Here is a 15533-nt window from a genome sequence, read left to right on the forward strand (position 1 = left end):
CTTTCGGGGCGTAGCGCAGCCCGGCTAGCGCGTCTGCTTTGGGAGCAGAAGGTCGGAGGTTCGAATCCTCTCGCCCCGATTCAGAAACGAACAAAATTTGTAGCACGAGCGCCTATAGCTCAATTGGATAGAGCAACGGACTTCTAATCCGTAGGTTGCAGGTTCGACTCCTGCTGGGCGTGCTTTTCAGACGGCTTGATAGGGAGTCACGCGATTGTGATGGCGTGACTTCCGAGCAGGATCAAAGCATGGTGGATGTAGCTCAGGGGTAGAGCACTTGACTGTGGATCAAGTGGGCGTGGGTTCAAATCCCATCATCCACCTTTAATATGCGTCCGTAGTTCAATGGATAGAGCAATAGTCTTCGGAACTATAAGTTGGGGGTTCGAATCCCTCCGGACGCGAATATTTTTTGGATGCTGGGTGTTGGCTTTGAAAGCACACCTAACAATTAGCGAGTGGTAGTTATAGCGTCTATGGGAATAGAGAAATGTTCCACAGCGGGAACAGGCGCGCCGTTAGCTCAATTGGCAGAGCATCTGACTCTTAATCAGGCGGTTGAAGGTTCGATTCCTTCACGGCGCATCGAAAGACTGTTATAAAGCGCGTTCGGGCGGGTGCTGGAATTGGTAGACAGGATAGACTTAGGATCTATTGGGGTTACGCCTCGTGAGGGTTCAAGTCCCTCCTCGCCCATCATCGTATTTGAGGGTGGTGATAGCGGTAGGATTGGACTCGGTACAGAGATGGCTCTCCGTTGGAGATCCGCAATTTTTTTTAAGCACCTCAGCGGGGTGCAATATCTATAGGTTTCGGGCTTTGAACGCCTGGTGTGAGGACAGAAAAGTTGAAAGTTCAAATTGAAAAGTTAGAGACCACAAGAGTCCGTTTGGACATAGAGATTCCTGCTGAAGATGTCAATGCAGCACTGGCGGAAACTTGTGAGTCGTTACGCACCCAAGTCTCTATTCCGGGTTTCCGGAAAGGTCGTGTCCCCATAGCAATCCTCAAATCGCGATTCCCCGAATACGTCAACAGCGAAGCTGTTCGCTATCTTGTCGCTCCTGCCTACGAAGATGCAATCTACAACGAGCGGCTCAACGCCCTGACACAACCCACCTTCACACCGCCCCTTAATGAATTAAACGTCAAAGAAAACGAGCCTTTCACGTTTTCAGCGACTGTAGACATTCGCCCGAACATCAGCCTTCCGAGTTATGATGAACTCGTAACCGATAAAAACCCTGTTAACGTGCCCCGTGAAGATGTTGATGCTTATATTACGCGGTTGCAAGCGCAATCTGCCACCTATGAACCGCTTGACATTGAACGGCAGGTCCAAGAGAAGGATTGTGTTCGGATAGACTGGGAATGTTTACTCGACGGAAATCGTATTGATGCTGAATCCCGGCAAGATGTCGATATAGAACTCGGGGTTGGGGCTATACACGAAAAACTTGAGCAGACGTTAATCGGAATGGAGATTGGGGATACAAATAACGTAAATATTGATTTCCCACAAGACCACAATGTCGCTGAACTGGCAGGCAAATCCGCTCAATACGAAATAACGCTGCACGCTATCACGGAAAAACAACTCCCCCCCTTAGATGACGAGTTTGCCAAAGACCTTGGGTATGAAAACTACTCCCAACTTTATGGGTTGATATGGAACAATCTTGTTGAGGAAGAGACGAGTCTACATGTTGATAAGCAGAAGGCGGAATTGCTGGAGCAACTCATCGAAAAAATCGAGATTACCATCCCAGACCCGTTAGTCGATCAATATGTCCAACAAACACTTCTGAACGTCAAACAACAACTGGCAAATGAGCACAGAAGTCCTGAGGATGCTGGGATTAACATGGATACCTTGCCCGATGAGTTACGTCGCGATGTTATTCAACAAACAAAACAGTCATGGATTTTCGAGACGATTGCTGAGAAGGAAGGCATTTCCGTATCCGATGATGAATTAGAATACGAGATTCGACGCGCTGCGGAACAACAAAATCGGGACGCTCAACAATATGCTTCTCTGCTAAAGTCAAACAACCGATTAGAGGATTTCCGGGGACAGTTGCAACACGAGAAAATTTATCAGTTTCTGATTAATCGTGCATCCGCCAAGCAGTCGCTCATCATTACCTAATAATAGTTGTCGGTGAATCAACGGTATGAATGCCATGTGGCATTCACCGGGTTTTTTCTTGCGAAAAAACCTTTCAGTTGTCAGTTGTCAGTTAAGAGGGGTATCGTTCAACGAATGTCTCTTGTAACTGAAAACCGATAACCGATAACTGAAAACTACTAAAAAAAATGAACCTTGTACCTATCGTAGTTGAACAAACCAGCCGAGGCGAACGCTCATACGATATTTATTCTCGTCTACTTGAAGATCGAATTATCATGATTGGGACCCCGATTGATGATGATGTCATCGCGAATATTGTAACGGCACAGATGCTTTTCCTTGAGGGAAAGGATCCGGATGCAGACATAGTGCTTTACATTAATACACCCGGAGGTTCTGTTTCTGCTGGCTTGGCAATCTATGACACGATGCAGTATATCAAAGCAGATGTGCAGACATGGTGTTTAGGTAGAGCTTATAGTATGGGGGCTATTCTTCTCGCCGCGGGGGCACCCGGGAAGCGTTATGCGCTCCCTCATGCAAAAGCACTCATTCACCAACCGATGGCGAGTGGTATCGGTGGTCAAGCCTCTGACATTAGCATCCATGCAAAAGAGATTCTGCAGGAACGCGATCGACTTTATTCTATTTTAGCGGGGCATACGGGTCAAGATATCGAGAAGATCGCGGTTGATGCCGACCGTGACTATTACATGACTGCCGAACAGGCACTTGAATACGGTCTCGTTGATCAAGTCGTCTCCCAACGTGCCATACAGCAGGGATAGTTGTCAGTTGGGAATAGTCGTCAGTTAAAGAGGTGTCTCGGTAACAATTCACCTGAGTTTGGCATATTCCAAGGCTTGCGAAGATTTCACAGAAAATCCTCTGGACTGATAACTATTAGAAAAGGAGAGAACTTCTATGTCCGAATCTATCCATCGTGATCTGTTCTGTTCATTCTGTCAACAAGACAGTACGCAAGTTCGCCGACTCCTTCAGGGCAGAGAAGCAAATATTTGCGTTGAATGTATTGTCCGACTGTCAGCGTCCACTATAGATAGTGCGTCCTGTTCATTTTGTAGACGCAATAACACTCAAATCGAACGACTTTTTAATGGACTTGACGCGAATATCTGCGAGAAATGTCTTGCCGAGTGTATCGTTGTTTGTAATGACATTCTCACTCGTGAGCCAGATGGTAGTATTGACCTTTCTATAGAGGACTTTAAAAGCAGTGGTTCGAGTGAACAGGAAGGATCTGGCGATGGTACCCAGCGTAGATCTTCACGGACACGTGGGAGTAATGCCCACAAGCAAATGGAAAACGACCTTGCGAACACAACAGATTCTCGAGCAGAAAATGAACAAGACCCATTTGCAGCCCCCCCTTCACCCCAAGCAATTAAAGCAAAACTTGATGAATACGTAATTGGTCAGGAAGATGCGAAAAAGACGTTATCCGTTGCCGTCTATACACATTACAAACGCTTACACCATGGCAACACGACTGACGAGGTTGAATTAGACAAGAGCAACATCGTCCTTATTGGTCCAACAGGGACGGGGAAAACACTTCTCGCGCAAACCCTCGCTAAGGTATTAGACGTGCCCTTTGCGATTACCGATGCAACGACGTTGACGGAAGCCGGATACGTGGGTGAAGATGTTGAAAATATCATCTTGAAGTTGGTCCAAGCCGCGGATGGTGATGTCGCACGTGCGGAAACAGGCATCATTTATATTGATGAAATTGATAAGATCACACGAAAATCTGAAAACCCATCAATTACCCGTGATGTCTCCGGTGAAGGCGTTCAGCAGGCATTGCTTAAGATTCTTGAAGGAACAACAGCGAACGTCCCCCCGCGCGGTGGCAGGAAGCATCCACATCAAGAAATGATTGAGGTAAACACCAAAAAAGTGTTGTTCATTTGTGGTGGGACCTTTATCGGGTTGGAAAAGGGAATTAAGGATAGGCTTGGGAAACAGAGCATTGGCTTTGGTTCGCCTATCCAACCTAAGAGCGAAAGAAGAATTCACGAAATCCTCGCACAGGTAACACCAAAGGATCTCATTAAATACGGTTTTATACCAGAATTGATTGGTCGCCTGCCGGTTGTGACAACCCTTCATGAATTAGATGCTCCAGCTCTCGTTCGCATTCTCACTGAACCCAAGAATGCTTTGGTGAAGCAATATCAGCATCTCTTGGCTTATGAAGGGGTGCAATTCCATGTGACGGATGGGGCGCTAACCGCCATTGCAGATGAGGTAATTGAACGTGAAACTGGTGCCCGTGGGTTAAGGGCTGTTTTTGAAAGAATTATGCTTGATACGCTTTTTCGTCTTCCTTCACTTGACGATGTTGAAGCGTGCCACGTTAACGAAAATACCGTGCGTAAAAATGAACCGCCGCAACTCGATTATAGGAAATCCGAAGCACTTAAAACTGCTTAAAGGAAAAAAATATGAATTCGACAGCAACGAAAGAAAACGAAACGGTAAGTTTGCCCGTTATCTACTTGCCCCCGGATTTCGATGCGATTTTGATTTTTCCGAGGACAAGATCTCTTTTAAATGTTGCCCGCCAAATGGGTGTCCAAGCGACCCATGCCGCCCTCCGCTCAAATAGGCGTATACTCCTCCTCTACCAAAAAGTGGAGTTGGAAGAAGGCGAGGAGGTGACAACGGAACACCTCCATGTCGTTGGTGCTGTCGCAAATATTATTGAGTCTTATGAACCCGGCGACGGCACCATCCGGATCGCTATTGCTTCAGAACACCGCGCAATAGTTCTCCGTTTTGCAGAAACCGAGGACTATTTGAGTGCAGACGTGCAAATCGTTCATGAGGAGATAGGATTAGCGAGCACCTCTGAGTCCCTCATGAAGGAAGCCAGAAAGCTTTTCAATGAGTATGCCAAAACACGGCAGCAGGAACAAGGTAGAGGCTCACAACCTCAAGGGTTAAGCTCTGATGAAGTCAAACGTTCCATTAAAGAGCAAGAAGAGCCCGGGCATCTTGCAGATACTATCGCTGGCATTCTCAATCTCACGCCATCGGAACGCCAAGCTGTCATGGATGAAATGAACCCGATTAAGCGTCTCCAACTCATCACCCAGTTTTTGAACCAAGCCCTGGAACGCAATGAACTCCGTGATGACATTCACAATCAGGTTCGCGAATCCGTCCAGAAGACGCACCGTGAATTCTATCTTCAGGAACAGATGAAGGTTATCCAAAAAGAGTTGGGTAGGGATGACATTGCCGAAGTTGATGAGCTGCGAGAACAGGTGAAAAACGCCGGAATGTCTGAAGAAGCCGAAGAGAAGGCTCTCAAAGAACTCGACCGACTGGCACAGATACCCCCGCAATCTGCCGAATCCGGTGTGATCCGCACCTATGTGGATTGGATACTCGCGCTGCCGTGGAAAGAGCAAACGGAGCATCAACTTGAACTCTCCGAAGCACAACGGATACTTGATGAGGACCACTACGGGTTAGAGAAACCGAAAGAAAACGTGTTGGAATACCTTGCTGTTTTACAACTCGTCAAACACCTCAAAGGACCTATTATCTGTCTTGTTGGTCCTCCGGGGGTTGGAAAAACTTCGCTCGGCAAATCAATTGCCCGCGCCACAGGTAGAAAGTTTGTGAGAATGTCCCTCGGTGGCGTTCGAGACGAAGCTGAGATTCGTGGACACAGACGCACCTATATCGGTGCGATCCCTGGACGTATCATTCAAGGCCTCCGCGATGTCAAGTCGAAAAACCCTCTGTTCTTGCTTGATGAGATTGATAAACTCAGTTCGGATTTCCGAGGTGATCCTGCGTCCGCTTTACTGGAAGTGCTGGATCCGGAACAGAATTCCACTTTCCGAGATCATTACATGGACATCGCCTTCGACCTCTCGGATGTTATGTTTATTACGACTGCCAACACCCGCGTTACGATACCGCCTGCCCTCCAGGACCGGATGGAAATCATCGAGTTGCCGGGTTATACAGATTTTGAGAAGCATAACATCGCTACTTTTACCCCGAATGGTCTTATTCCGAAGCAGCTCGAACGCCATGGGCTTTCAGGTGACAATGTCGCTTTCACAAATGAAGCCATCTTTGAGATGATTCACAAGTATACGCGTGAGGCTGGCGTGCGAAATCTTGAACGCACAATCACCACTGTCATGCGAAAGGTTGCTCGGGAGATCGTCACCGAAGAGACACCCGATCTCAAGGTTGAAGTGACACCCGATAACTTGAGCGACTATCTCGGACCAGCAAAATGGACACGCACGAAAGCCGAAGAGCGCGATGAAGTGGGCGTTGCTACAGGCATGGTATGGACCCAAATCGGGGGTGATATCGTTTCTGTTGAAGCAACAACGATGCCGGGGGAAGGCAAACTGAGCATGACAGGTCAACTTCAGGAAGTGATGCGTGAGTCTGTCCAGACGGCTGTCGCCTATATTCGTTCTCGTTCCGAATCTTTTGGACTTGCTGACAATCGGTTTGATCAACAGGACATCCATATTCACATTCCGGAAGGTGCGGTGCCGAAGGATGGGCCCTCCGCTGGAATTACCCTTGCCACGGCGATTCTCTCTGCCCTCACTGGGAAGTCGGTTCGCAAAGATATTGCTATGACCGGGGAGATTACGCTCCGTGGGAGAGTCCTGCCGATTGGTGGCTTGAAAGAAAAGGCGCTCGCTGCCTATCGGAACGGTATCTTCGACATCATCATCCCTGAGGAGAACGAGAAAGACGAGGCTGACATCCCGACCGAAATTCGGGAAAGTCTCCGTTTCCACAAAGTCAACGATATGACCCAGGTCCTGGAACAAGCACTCACACATCCGATTGTGGAGCCCGAAGTTCCAGTAGAAGTGCCGGTCGCCTCCCAACCGCCTGTGTAAAATGGTTTTCAGTTGTCTGAAAAAATGCGATTAGATAAATTCCTGCAGGTCAGTCGTCTCGTGAAACGGCGAACAATAGCCAATACACTCTGTAGCCGAGGTGCGGTCAGTGTCAACGGGCACGTCGCGAAAGCTGGAAAAATGCTCGCTGTTGGTGATGTTATTCGTTTACCTCACGCGTCAGGTGATGAGACGGTTTCCGAGCGAGAATACGAGGTACTTGAATTGCCCGCTGGAAACGTTTCGCGCGCCCGTGCCGCAACGCTCTATCTGCTTCGCAGTGAGCGTTAAACTCGTAGTCCCTATCTCCTGATGGAGGCACATTCGCCTCGGATCAGGGAGAAAATTGCCATGACTCGCCCAGCAAACTTCTAATTAGGGAAGTTAGACCATCGCTTCACTCTGTTTCGCGATGGTCTTGAATAGATTCCAATGGATATTAGGCATCGTGCGAGTGCAGAATTTATATCCCGCACTTCAAGAACCGCAGTGGAACTGCGTTCAAGGAACCATGATAAAAAAACCGAAGGTTGGACTCACAATGGGGGATGCGGCTGGCATCGGGCCCGAAATCGTTGTCAAGGCACTCACCCATAAAAGTGTATATTCGCGATGCCAGCCGATTGTTATCGGCAGTTCTGCTATTCTTCAGGACGCGTGTTTCGGCTTCACAGCTTCCAACAGAACACCACTGAACCTCAATATAATCAAAACCCCGATGCAGGCAGTCGCCAAACACGGGACGATTGATGTCCTTGATGTGTCCTCAATATCCGCTCAGGATATTTCTGTCGGGACTGTAGACGCGTGCGCGGGTGGGGCTGCGGTGAAAGCCATTGAAACAGGGACGCATCTTACGATGCAGGGTGAATTGGATGCCCTCACAACTGCCCCAATCTGCAAAGCTGCCATACACCGCGCGGGGGTTTCCTATCCAGGACACACGGAAATGCTTGCCGCCTTTACGAACACACCACAAGTCGTAATGATGCTCTGTACCCCTGAAGCATTGGATAGCAATCAGTTAAAGAGGGATTCGTTAAACGAAAATCTCTTAATGGTAAAAACCGACAACCAATTTATTCCAGCGGTCTCTTTCGTTACGAATCACGTTGCCTTAGCCGATGTGCCAAAACATCTCTCTGTCGAACGGATTGTTGAGGTTATTTATATTACGCGACAGGCACTGATCGATTGTGGTATCTCGGAACCGAGACTTGCTGTTGCGGGGTTAAACCCGCACGCAGGTGAGGACGGTGTGTTCGGAAAAGAGGAGGAGTTCCTTATCCGTCCCGCCATCGCGCAAGCGCGAGAACGCTGGGGACCGATCGACGGACCCCTTCCTGCCGACGCACTTTTTGTCAAGGCGAGTCAGGGACACTGGCACGCGGTTATCGTTATGTATCACGATCAGGGCAATATTCCGATAAAACTCCTTGGATTTGGTAAACTTGTGAATGTCACCTTAGGTTTACCGATCATCCGGACGAGTGTAGACCACGGGACAGCCTTTGATATAGCTGGCAAAGGAGTCGCTAACGAAATGAGTTTGGTGGGGGCATTAAGTTGTGCCGCGCGGCTTGCGCGAAATTTTTAATTTTCCTTTCATTAAAAAATTAGAAAAATGAGAAAGATTCGATTTTTTTTACCCATATTTTTTTTTGTATTCCACACTGTTCCAATACAGGTTTCCATAGCACAGACCCCATCAGCATTGGGGATATCCGCAGAAAATATCCAAGCAAACACCGCAAACGAAGACCCTCTACAGATTCTTGCAACCACATCGGACACACTCACAGCTCGTTTCACACTCCCTGAAATCCAGATAAGGAAGAGACAACAAACGGCAGACGCCCCCGAGTCCTCCGAAATCTATTTTGCGGGTGCGGATTGGACGCTTGACGTGGGGAAACCCCGTCTACCTATCCACACACAACGTCTCGGTATTCCTATCGTCGGGACACCGATTGTCACCATCATTCAAGCACGTCCAGAGATAAGAACCGTTGAAAATATTCGTATTACGCCAGACGATCCAATTTTCCCCTCTCCAACAACAAACTCCCGCCCAGATGCTTCAGTGGCGCAAGGCTTTTATCCGACACAGTTAGTTGAGGCTATCCCCATAGGTTTTGTGCGGGATCAGCGCATCGCGAGTCTGCAAATCAATCCGATACAATACAATTCGGCAACAAAGCAGTTGAAAATCTTCAAATCTGTGACGTTCCGTATCGATTTCCCGACTTTTTCGGCAACGCGTGGGACCCCGGGGAAAAGAACTTTCGCAGGCAAAACTGTTTCTGCTGCGCCCTCCATCCTTTCACGGAAATCTCCGGCTTTTGAAAGTCTATTCCAAGGGACACTGCGAAACTATGATCAAGCCAAACCGTGGCGCAGTCAACGACAGATGCCTTATGGAGGTATCGCTCCTCGTGCCCCCACCCTAACAACCAGCACGCTCCGATTTAAAATTCCCATCACCAGAACGGATCTCTATCGCATTACCTATAATAACATTAAAGCCTCTGGTATCGCGCCAGAAGATATTGACCTTGATACCGTTCGATTGGAGAGTAGTGGACAAAAACAGGGAATTTATATTTTCGATGAAAACGAAAACAATACACTTGACGCAAACGAACAGATCGTCTTTTATGGGCGCGCATTAGCTGACAATAAATTTACCGACGAAAACGTTTACTGGCTCGGCTTCGCTTTAAAAGGAGAACCAAATACTGGAAACCTTGAGGGGTCACGCGTTGAGGAACGAGATGCAACGCCGCGGACCCAAAACTTGATATCACCAACCGCTTTCTTAGCACGTGCTCGAGTTGAAGAGAATGTGCATCACGATGTCTTGTCTGGGACCGAGATTAAGTCTGAACTTGCCGATCACTATTTCTGGGTCGCTTTCCGGGGTGGGAACATTAACACAAGTCGAAAGGATTTTCCGATAGAGGTGCCCTCGGCTGTTCCACGGCTCGCGATTGATCGCTTAGCAACCTTACGTCTCAAATTCCAAGGAGCTTCCCGGAGAGGGAACGCACTGCACCTTGCCCGCATCTCTTTCAACGGTCTTCAACTCGGTAGGATCGAACAATGGAAACGCCAAGGTTCCCAGATCGCTACCCGTAGTATTCCACATGCCCGCGTCCATAATAATCAAGTGAATTTCATGCGGATTGAGGCATTGGATAAGAATCACACCCCTGCCGGTTCCTACGACTTCTATCTGGATTGGTATGAATTCGATTACTGGCGCGGCTTTCAGGCACAAGCGAACCGTCTCGAGTTCAATACCAATACTGAGCCGCGCAACCGTGGCAAAGTCCATTACAATGTCCGAAACATCTTTCACAACACAATTGATGTGTATCAAATTGACGAGAAGGGTATTACCAGTAGGCTCACTGGTGGTGAGGTCACCCGTATTGGTGCGAGTCATCAAATTCTCTTTGAGGATACAGTGAACCAACATACACGCTATTTCGTCATTAGCCGTTCTGGCTATCGAAGCATCAACGCGCTTGTTCCAACGCCGCCAACGCCGTTACGCAATCCTGCCAACCAAGCAGACTATGTCGTTATTACGCATCCGAACTTCACCGAACACATTCAACCCCTCGTCGAATTTCGGCGTTCACAAGGCTTGACGACGATGGTCGTTGATATTGGTGACATCTACGATGAATTCAGCGATGGTTTATTTAATCCGTTTGCGATCCGTCGGTTCCTCCGATACGCCTATAACAGCTGGCAAGCGCCTGCGCCCACTTATGTTGTCCTCGTTGGAGATGCCCACTACGATTATAAAAATACGACCGTTGAGCGTTATCGACGCGATCCGAATTTCCGTGGCACCTATAATCTTTATCCGATCACTGTGCCTACGTATCATGGATGGGCACCCGCGAGTGGAGAAACCGCTATGGACCAGCGCTTCGTTAACATCAGCGGTGAGGATGCACTCCCGGATATGCTTATCGGAAGACTCTCTGTGCAGACGCGTGAAGAACTCGCGACCATGGTTGAAAAGATTATCAATTATGAGCAGCATCTTAAAACAGGAGTGTGGCAAGGGACCTTGATTCAGGTGGCAGATGACAACACAGATAATCCATCCGATGGTGTCTTTGAGATATCGCGTGATGAATTGATACAGGACCTTATACCCGTTGGATATGATACTCGCCAAATCTATCTCCGAAAGATTAAAAGTCCGGATCGCACACGGGCACAAATTCGTTCTGCTATCAATAGGGGGGCACTTGCCATTGAATATACCGGGCATGGCGGCATACAGACTTGGGCAGATGAGGCTATTTTTCACAGCGAAGACGTTGTCAGTTTGCGGAACCGATACCTCCCCTTTGTTATTACAACGACCTGTCTTAATGGACAGTTTGACAAACCGCAACAAGTTGGAAACTTCTGCCTGAGCGAGCAATTTTTGTTAGGTAAATACGGTGCAATTGCGACGCTCTCGGCGACACGGTTAACCTACGGCACAGCAAATGCCGAGTTCGACAAAGACCTTTTTGAATCCCTTTTCGGCGTAGGTCGCGCCCCTAAACTCGTCCTTAACGATGGTGAACTGCCATCAACGATAGGCCATATTGTTGCGGATGCCAAAATTAGTTTTGTCAGTCGCATTCGGAATACCCAATGGATCCCTGGGACGGAGCAATATACACTTTTCGGAGACCCAGCATCTCACCTCGCTCGTCCCGAACTTGACATAAAGGTTGAATTGGAACGGATCGCGCTCAACAAGACCCACGAAATTGTGATCAAGGCAAACGAGGTAGGATCCATTGAAGGTCCGAAGCTTGCGGTCCCAGGGGCTGAGCGTTTTACGATTGCATCCGATTTTAGTACGGAGTCGCTTACCGCTTTCGCAACCTTCGCAAATCATTTTGACGATAATATCAATAACGACCTTGTGCAGCGGACGGGTGGCAGAGTCTGGAAAGGGGAATATGGCACGATTCGTCTTGACGTGCCAAACAGCGCGCTCCCGGGGGGTGGTGTGGCACGGGTCTTCGCTTATAATGAGACCCGCGCTGCGATCGGTGGAACTCGGTTTTGGATTGACACACCCGTTGTACACGACATCCAAGAAATCCTTGATATTAAAGTCACAGATACGCTCAGTATTAATGTGCTTGTTGTTGATGACAAGGGACCAGGCGGTATACGCAGTATAAAAGTCTTATGGGATGATACCGCTACCTTCGAAGACGAGACAATACAGATGGTCCCTGCCCGAGCACCTCTTGGGGATGTGCCTCTGGGCGGACAATGGTACGAACTCGAAAAAGCTATTCCGCTGCCACGGGGTGGACGACAGGTCCGTTATCGCCTTCTGATTACTGACAGCACAGGAAATGAAATCGCCATTCCATCAAAAATAGAACGCAACATCGTCAGAGTACCTGATGGTCCGAACATCGCAATCGGGACAGATGAAGTCGACAGGGCACCTATTCGATATACATTTGATGAGGAAAAGAACGGTTATCAACTCATCGGAGAGATCATTAATATTGGTGGGCGTCCCGTTCGCTCCGATATTGAGGTGGTATTTGCTGAAGGGAACCCAGATGCGGAGGGGGATAGCGTAATTGACGAAGATGCCGACATTATAGGACGCGTGACCATTAAACCCACGGATTGGGCAGATGGCATACATACGTTGCAACGCGTGACTGCAATTTTGGACCTTGACAAACCCCTCGCAACAGGCGTACACAAGATTTATGTTCTCGCGGATCCGGACGATCCAGAGATCGAGGACAAAATGCTCGGAAATATCCAAGAATCACGCCAGTTTGATAACAAACGACACATCTCTTTTATCGTCAACGAGTTTAATTACAAACCGCAAGAGGAATTGACAGCGTTCAGTCTGGATAGGGTGTTTGATATCCATTTTCCTGCGAGCGCGCTTGTGGCTGAACCAGAGAATAAAGCAGGCATCCCTCTTTCTGTTTCTTCACAGTCGCCGGTCGCCCCCTCTCAACCGGATCTCCAGTTTGCTCCCATTCCTCGCGTCGCTGCGCTTCGACGCGGACTCATTCGTCAAGGCACAGAGGTCGCACAATATTACGAACCTGCTTTTCGGACAGGTGTAAAGACTCTCAAGAAACCTGCTGAGGTCAAACTCCGCTTCGATGTAAGTGCTTTGGAAGATACAGTGCGGGAAGAGACCTTGCTCCAACCCGACAACCCCGCATTTAAAACCGAATTAGAGGGACTCGCCGATCAGTTGGCAATCTACGCATGGCAAGCGGATTCCTCGGCATGGCGCCGCTTGGCATCGCAGATTAATTACACCCCCGACGGCGACTTTCTGCTCGAAAACTATGTCACCCCAACGCAAATGGAGAATGCAAGCGAACAGGAATTGGAGACTTCTGCGATCAGCATCAATCCGAATCTCACGCCTGCTGGAACTTGGATACTCCTGTTTTTGGATTCCAATGAATACGAAGTGTTTCTCAAACGTAAAGGGGACCCCCTCGTCCAAAAACTTGATAAGCCGGGACAATTGGATAATCCGTTCAGGGAAGAAGGGTTCGGTTTGGAATTACGGATTCCGAGGAAAGAAAGCACACCGCTGGGCGTTAACTACACCTTTGAGTTTGCTGATATTCTCGCTTTTAAAACCGATTATGATCCTGGAGGCGATGTCGTTCTCGTCGAAACATGGAATGCGAATCTTGGCAATGGAAACGCCAGCGTCAACAGTCGACCTGGACCCAAAGGCGAATTTGAGATTGGCGATTGGTTTATCTTTTTCACCGATCCTGTCCGGTACGAAGTCCGCGATGCCTCTGCGGAACCTGTCCATCATCCAAACGGCGTCAAGGTCCGAGGTAAGGTGAATGAACCGCTTTATCTCAGCCATCTTGGATTGGACATCATCGTCACCGCGAGCTCGGAGAACTTTAATTTCGGTGATAAGGTAAAATTCAGCAGTGCCCGAACCGGAACGATAACGGCAGAGGTCAATGAACTTACACAGTTTGCGTTTATGCGGAGTACTGATACCGAACCGCCTGCCTTTAGTATATGGGTGGACGGTATCCAACCCCAGACCGGCAGTGTGATTCCACCACGCCCGAGTATCTCTATTGTGTTACAGGATGCAAACGGTATCGATACAGAATTCCTCACAATCACCAAACAGAAAGATAGCGGTCCCCTTGCCCCGATTACTGACTATGAAATCCGAACACAGGGCGGCTTTGAAACGGTGCCGATTGATTATCAACCGATTCTCTTTCCGGGTGAGCATACCTTCAATATTACGGCACAGGATTTTAATGGGAACACGATCGGCGGCGACGAAGGGGTTGTTACCTACAGATTTTTTGTCACCGAAGCCCCAGATCTCACGCCACCGACTATTGACATTCGGGTGACGACGCCCGGTACAGGTTCAACGCGCGAACCTCTTGACGAACCGTTGATAGACGGCACAGTCCTTACAGAACAACCGCGTTTTAAAATTACGCTTACGGATGATAGTGCGCTTGATGAAACGGCTTTTCATCTCAATTTCGGAAATGTGTATGAGACGCTTGAACCGCTGGACGCGAGCCATTACGCTGAAACCTTTGATCCTGCTATTCCCACAAATGCTGCTATCGCCTACACCCCAGATCTTGCTAACGGCGAGTATCAACTGCATATCACTGCTGCGGATACCAGTGAAAACACGGCGGAACTTGTTACGACTTTCACTTTAAATGAGGAAGTTACACTGAGCGAAGTTTTCAACGTTCCAAATCCCACGGTTGATGGAAAGACCTTTTTCACCTATCAACTTGCACAGGCACCGGATACGGTTACCATCAAAATTTACAGCGTTAACGGTAGGCTGCTCCGCACGCTCGTCGATGCCAGCGCACATCGAGGTTCCAATGAGACCCGTTGGGATGGGAGAGATGAAATGGGGATGCGGTGTGCCAACGGTGTCTATTTGTATCGCGTCATCGCCTACACAGAAGATGGGAACCGCATCGAACAGGTGGGAAAACTCGCCATACTCCGTTAAATTAACTTGAATTATATCAAGGATAACTTGAATCACTCAAACGGAAGCCCTTGATACCATGAAATGCCTTTAACCAGACCTCCTGTGTCAAGTCTTTTGCCATCTCGGGGTCTTTGACACGTCCTTTGGTGTGGGTGTCGGCGGCGGTCTTGGTATTTGCGCACAAGGACAGAAAATGCTTCGGTCTCTCCGTTCTGGGTGCGTTCGATGAGCCGCGGCTCATCGAGGTCGGTGGCGGTGGGATCGATGTCTGTCAATTGTGTTTCTCAGAAAAAAAACGGGAGTCCCCGGAGCAGACACACACCGACAGCCAGACCCGACAGCAGAAGACTGACGCTTTCGTAGCCGGTGTCGGTGAAAACCTCTGCCCCGGCGAGGCTCGTAAACGCCAAGAGCTTCGTGATCCCCGAAACCG

The 15533-nt window shown here is 48.7% G+C and carries 8 protein-coding genes and 6 tRNA genes; all 14 read left to right on the top strand.

Features of this window, described 5'->3' with window-relative positions:
* The first annotated feature begins 4 nt into the window (after nt 1-4).
* Nucleotides 5-79 (top strand) — tRNA-Pro (locus F4X88_15920).
* Nucleotides 80-108: 29 nt separating this feature from the next.
* Nucleotides 109-182: transfer RNA gene (locus F4X88_15925), tRNA-Arg, on the top strand.
* A gap of 69 nt (nt 183-251) precedes the next feature.
* Nucleotides 252-323 (top strand) — tRNA-His (locus F4X88_15930).
* A gap of 8 nt (nt 324-331) precedes the next feature.
* Nucleotides 332-404: transfer RNA gene (locus tag F4X88_15935), tRNA-Arg, on the top strand.
* A 108-nt stretch (nt 405-512) separates the two neighbouring features.
* Nucleotides 513-585 (top strand) — tRNA-Lys (locus F4X88_15940).
* Nucleotides 586-611: 26 nt separating this feature from the next.
* Nucleotides 612-696 (top strand) — tRNA-Leu (locus F4X88_15945).
* A gap of 136 nt (nt 697-832) precedes the next feature.
* Nucleotides 833-2152, top strand: a complete 1320-nt coding sequence (gene tig / locus F4X88_15950; protein ID MYA57773.1) for a trigger factor — start codon at nt 833-835, stop codon at nt 2150-2152.
* A gap of 167 nt (nt 2153-2319) precedes the next feature.
* On the top strand, nt 2320-2922 hold the full coding sequence (locus tag F4X88_15955; GenBank protein MYA57774.1) for an ATP-dependent Clp protease proteolytic subunit: 603 nt from the start codon (nt 2320-2322) through the stop codon (nt 2920-2922).
* A 136-nt stretch (nt 2923-3058) separates the two neighbouring features.
* Nucleotides 3059-4594, top strand: coding sequence for an ATP-dependent Clp protease ATP-binding subunit ClpX (gene clpX, locus F4X88_15960; protein MYA57775.1), 1536 nt, complete (start codon nt 3059-3061; stop codon nt 4592-4594).
* Between the two features lie 11 nt (nt 4595-4605).
* A complete protein-coding gene (gene lon / locus F4X88_15965; protein ID MYA57776.1) occupies nt 4606-7053 on the top strand; it encodes an endopeptidase La in 2448 nt (815 codons plus the stop codon).
* A 24-nt stretch (nt 7054-7077) separates the two neighbouring features.
* Nucleotides 7078-7344 carry an RNA-binding S4 domain-containing protein gene (locus F4X88_15970; GenBank protein ID MYA57777.1) on the top strand — a complete coding sequence of 89 codons (267 nt, stop codon included), beginning with the start codon at nt 7078-7080 and terminating at the stop codon, nt 7342-7344.
* A gap of 220 nt (nt 7345-7564) precedes the next feature.
* Nucleotides 7565-8650, top strand: coding sequence for a 4-hydroxythreonine-4-phosphate dehydrogenase PdxA (gene pdxA / locus F4X88_15975; GenBank protein MYA57778.1), 1086 nt, complete (start codon nt 7565-7567; stop codon nt 8648-8650).
* A gap of 27 nt (nt 8651-8677) precedes the next feature.
* Nucleotides 8678-15118, top strand: a complete 6441-nt coding sequence (locus tag F4X88_15980) for a hypothetical protein (protein ID MYA57779.1) — start codon at nt 8678-8680, stop codon at nt 15116-15118.
* Nucleotides 15119-15231: 113 nt separating this feature from the next.
* On the top strand, nt 15232-15533 hold a 302-nt coding region (locus F4X88_15985; protein ID MYA57780.1), incomplete at its 3' end, for a hypothetical protein.

It is taken from the genome of Candidatus Poribacteria bacterium (assembly GCA_009839745.1).
Lineage (GTDB): Bacteria > Poribacteria > WGA-4E > WGA-4E > WGA-3G > WGA-3G.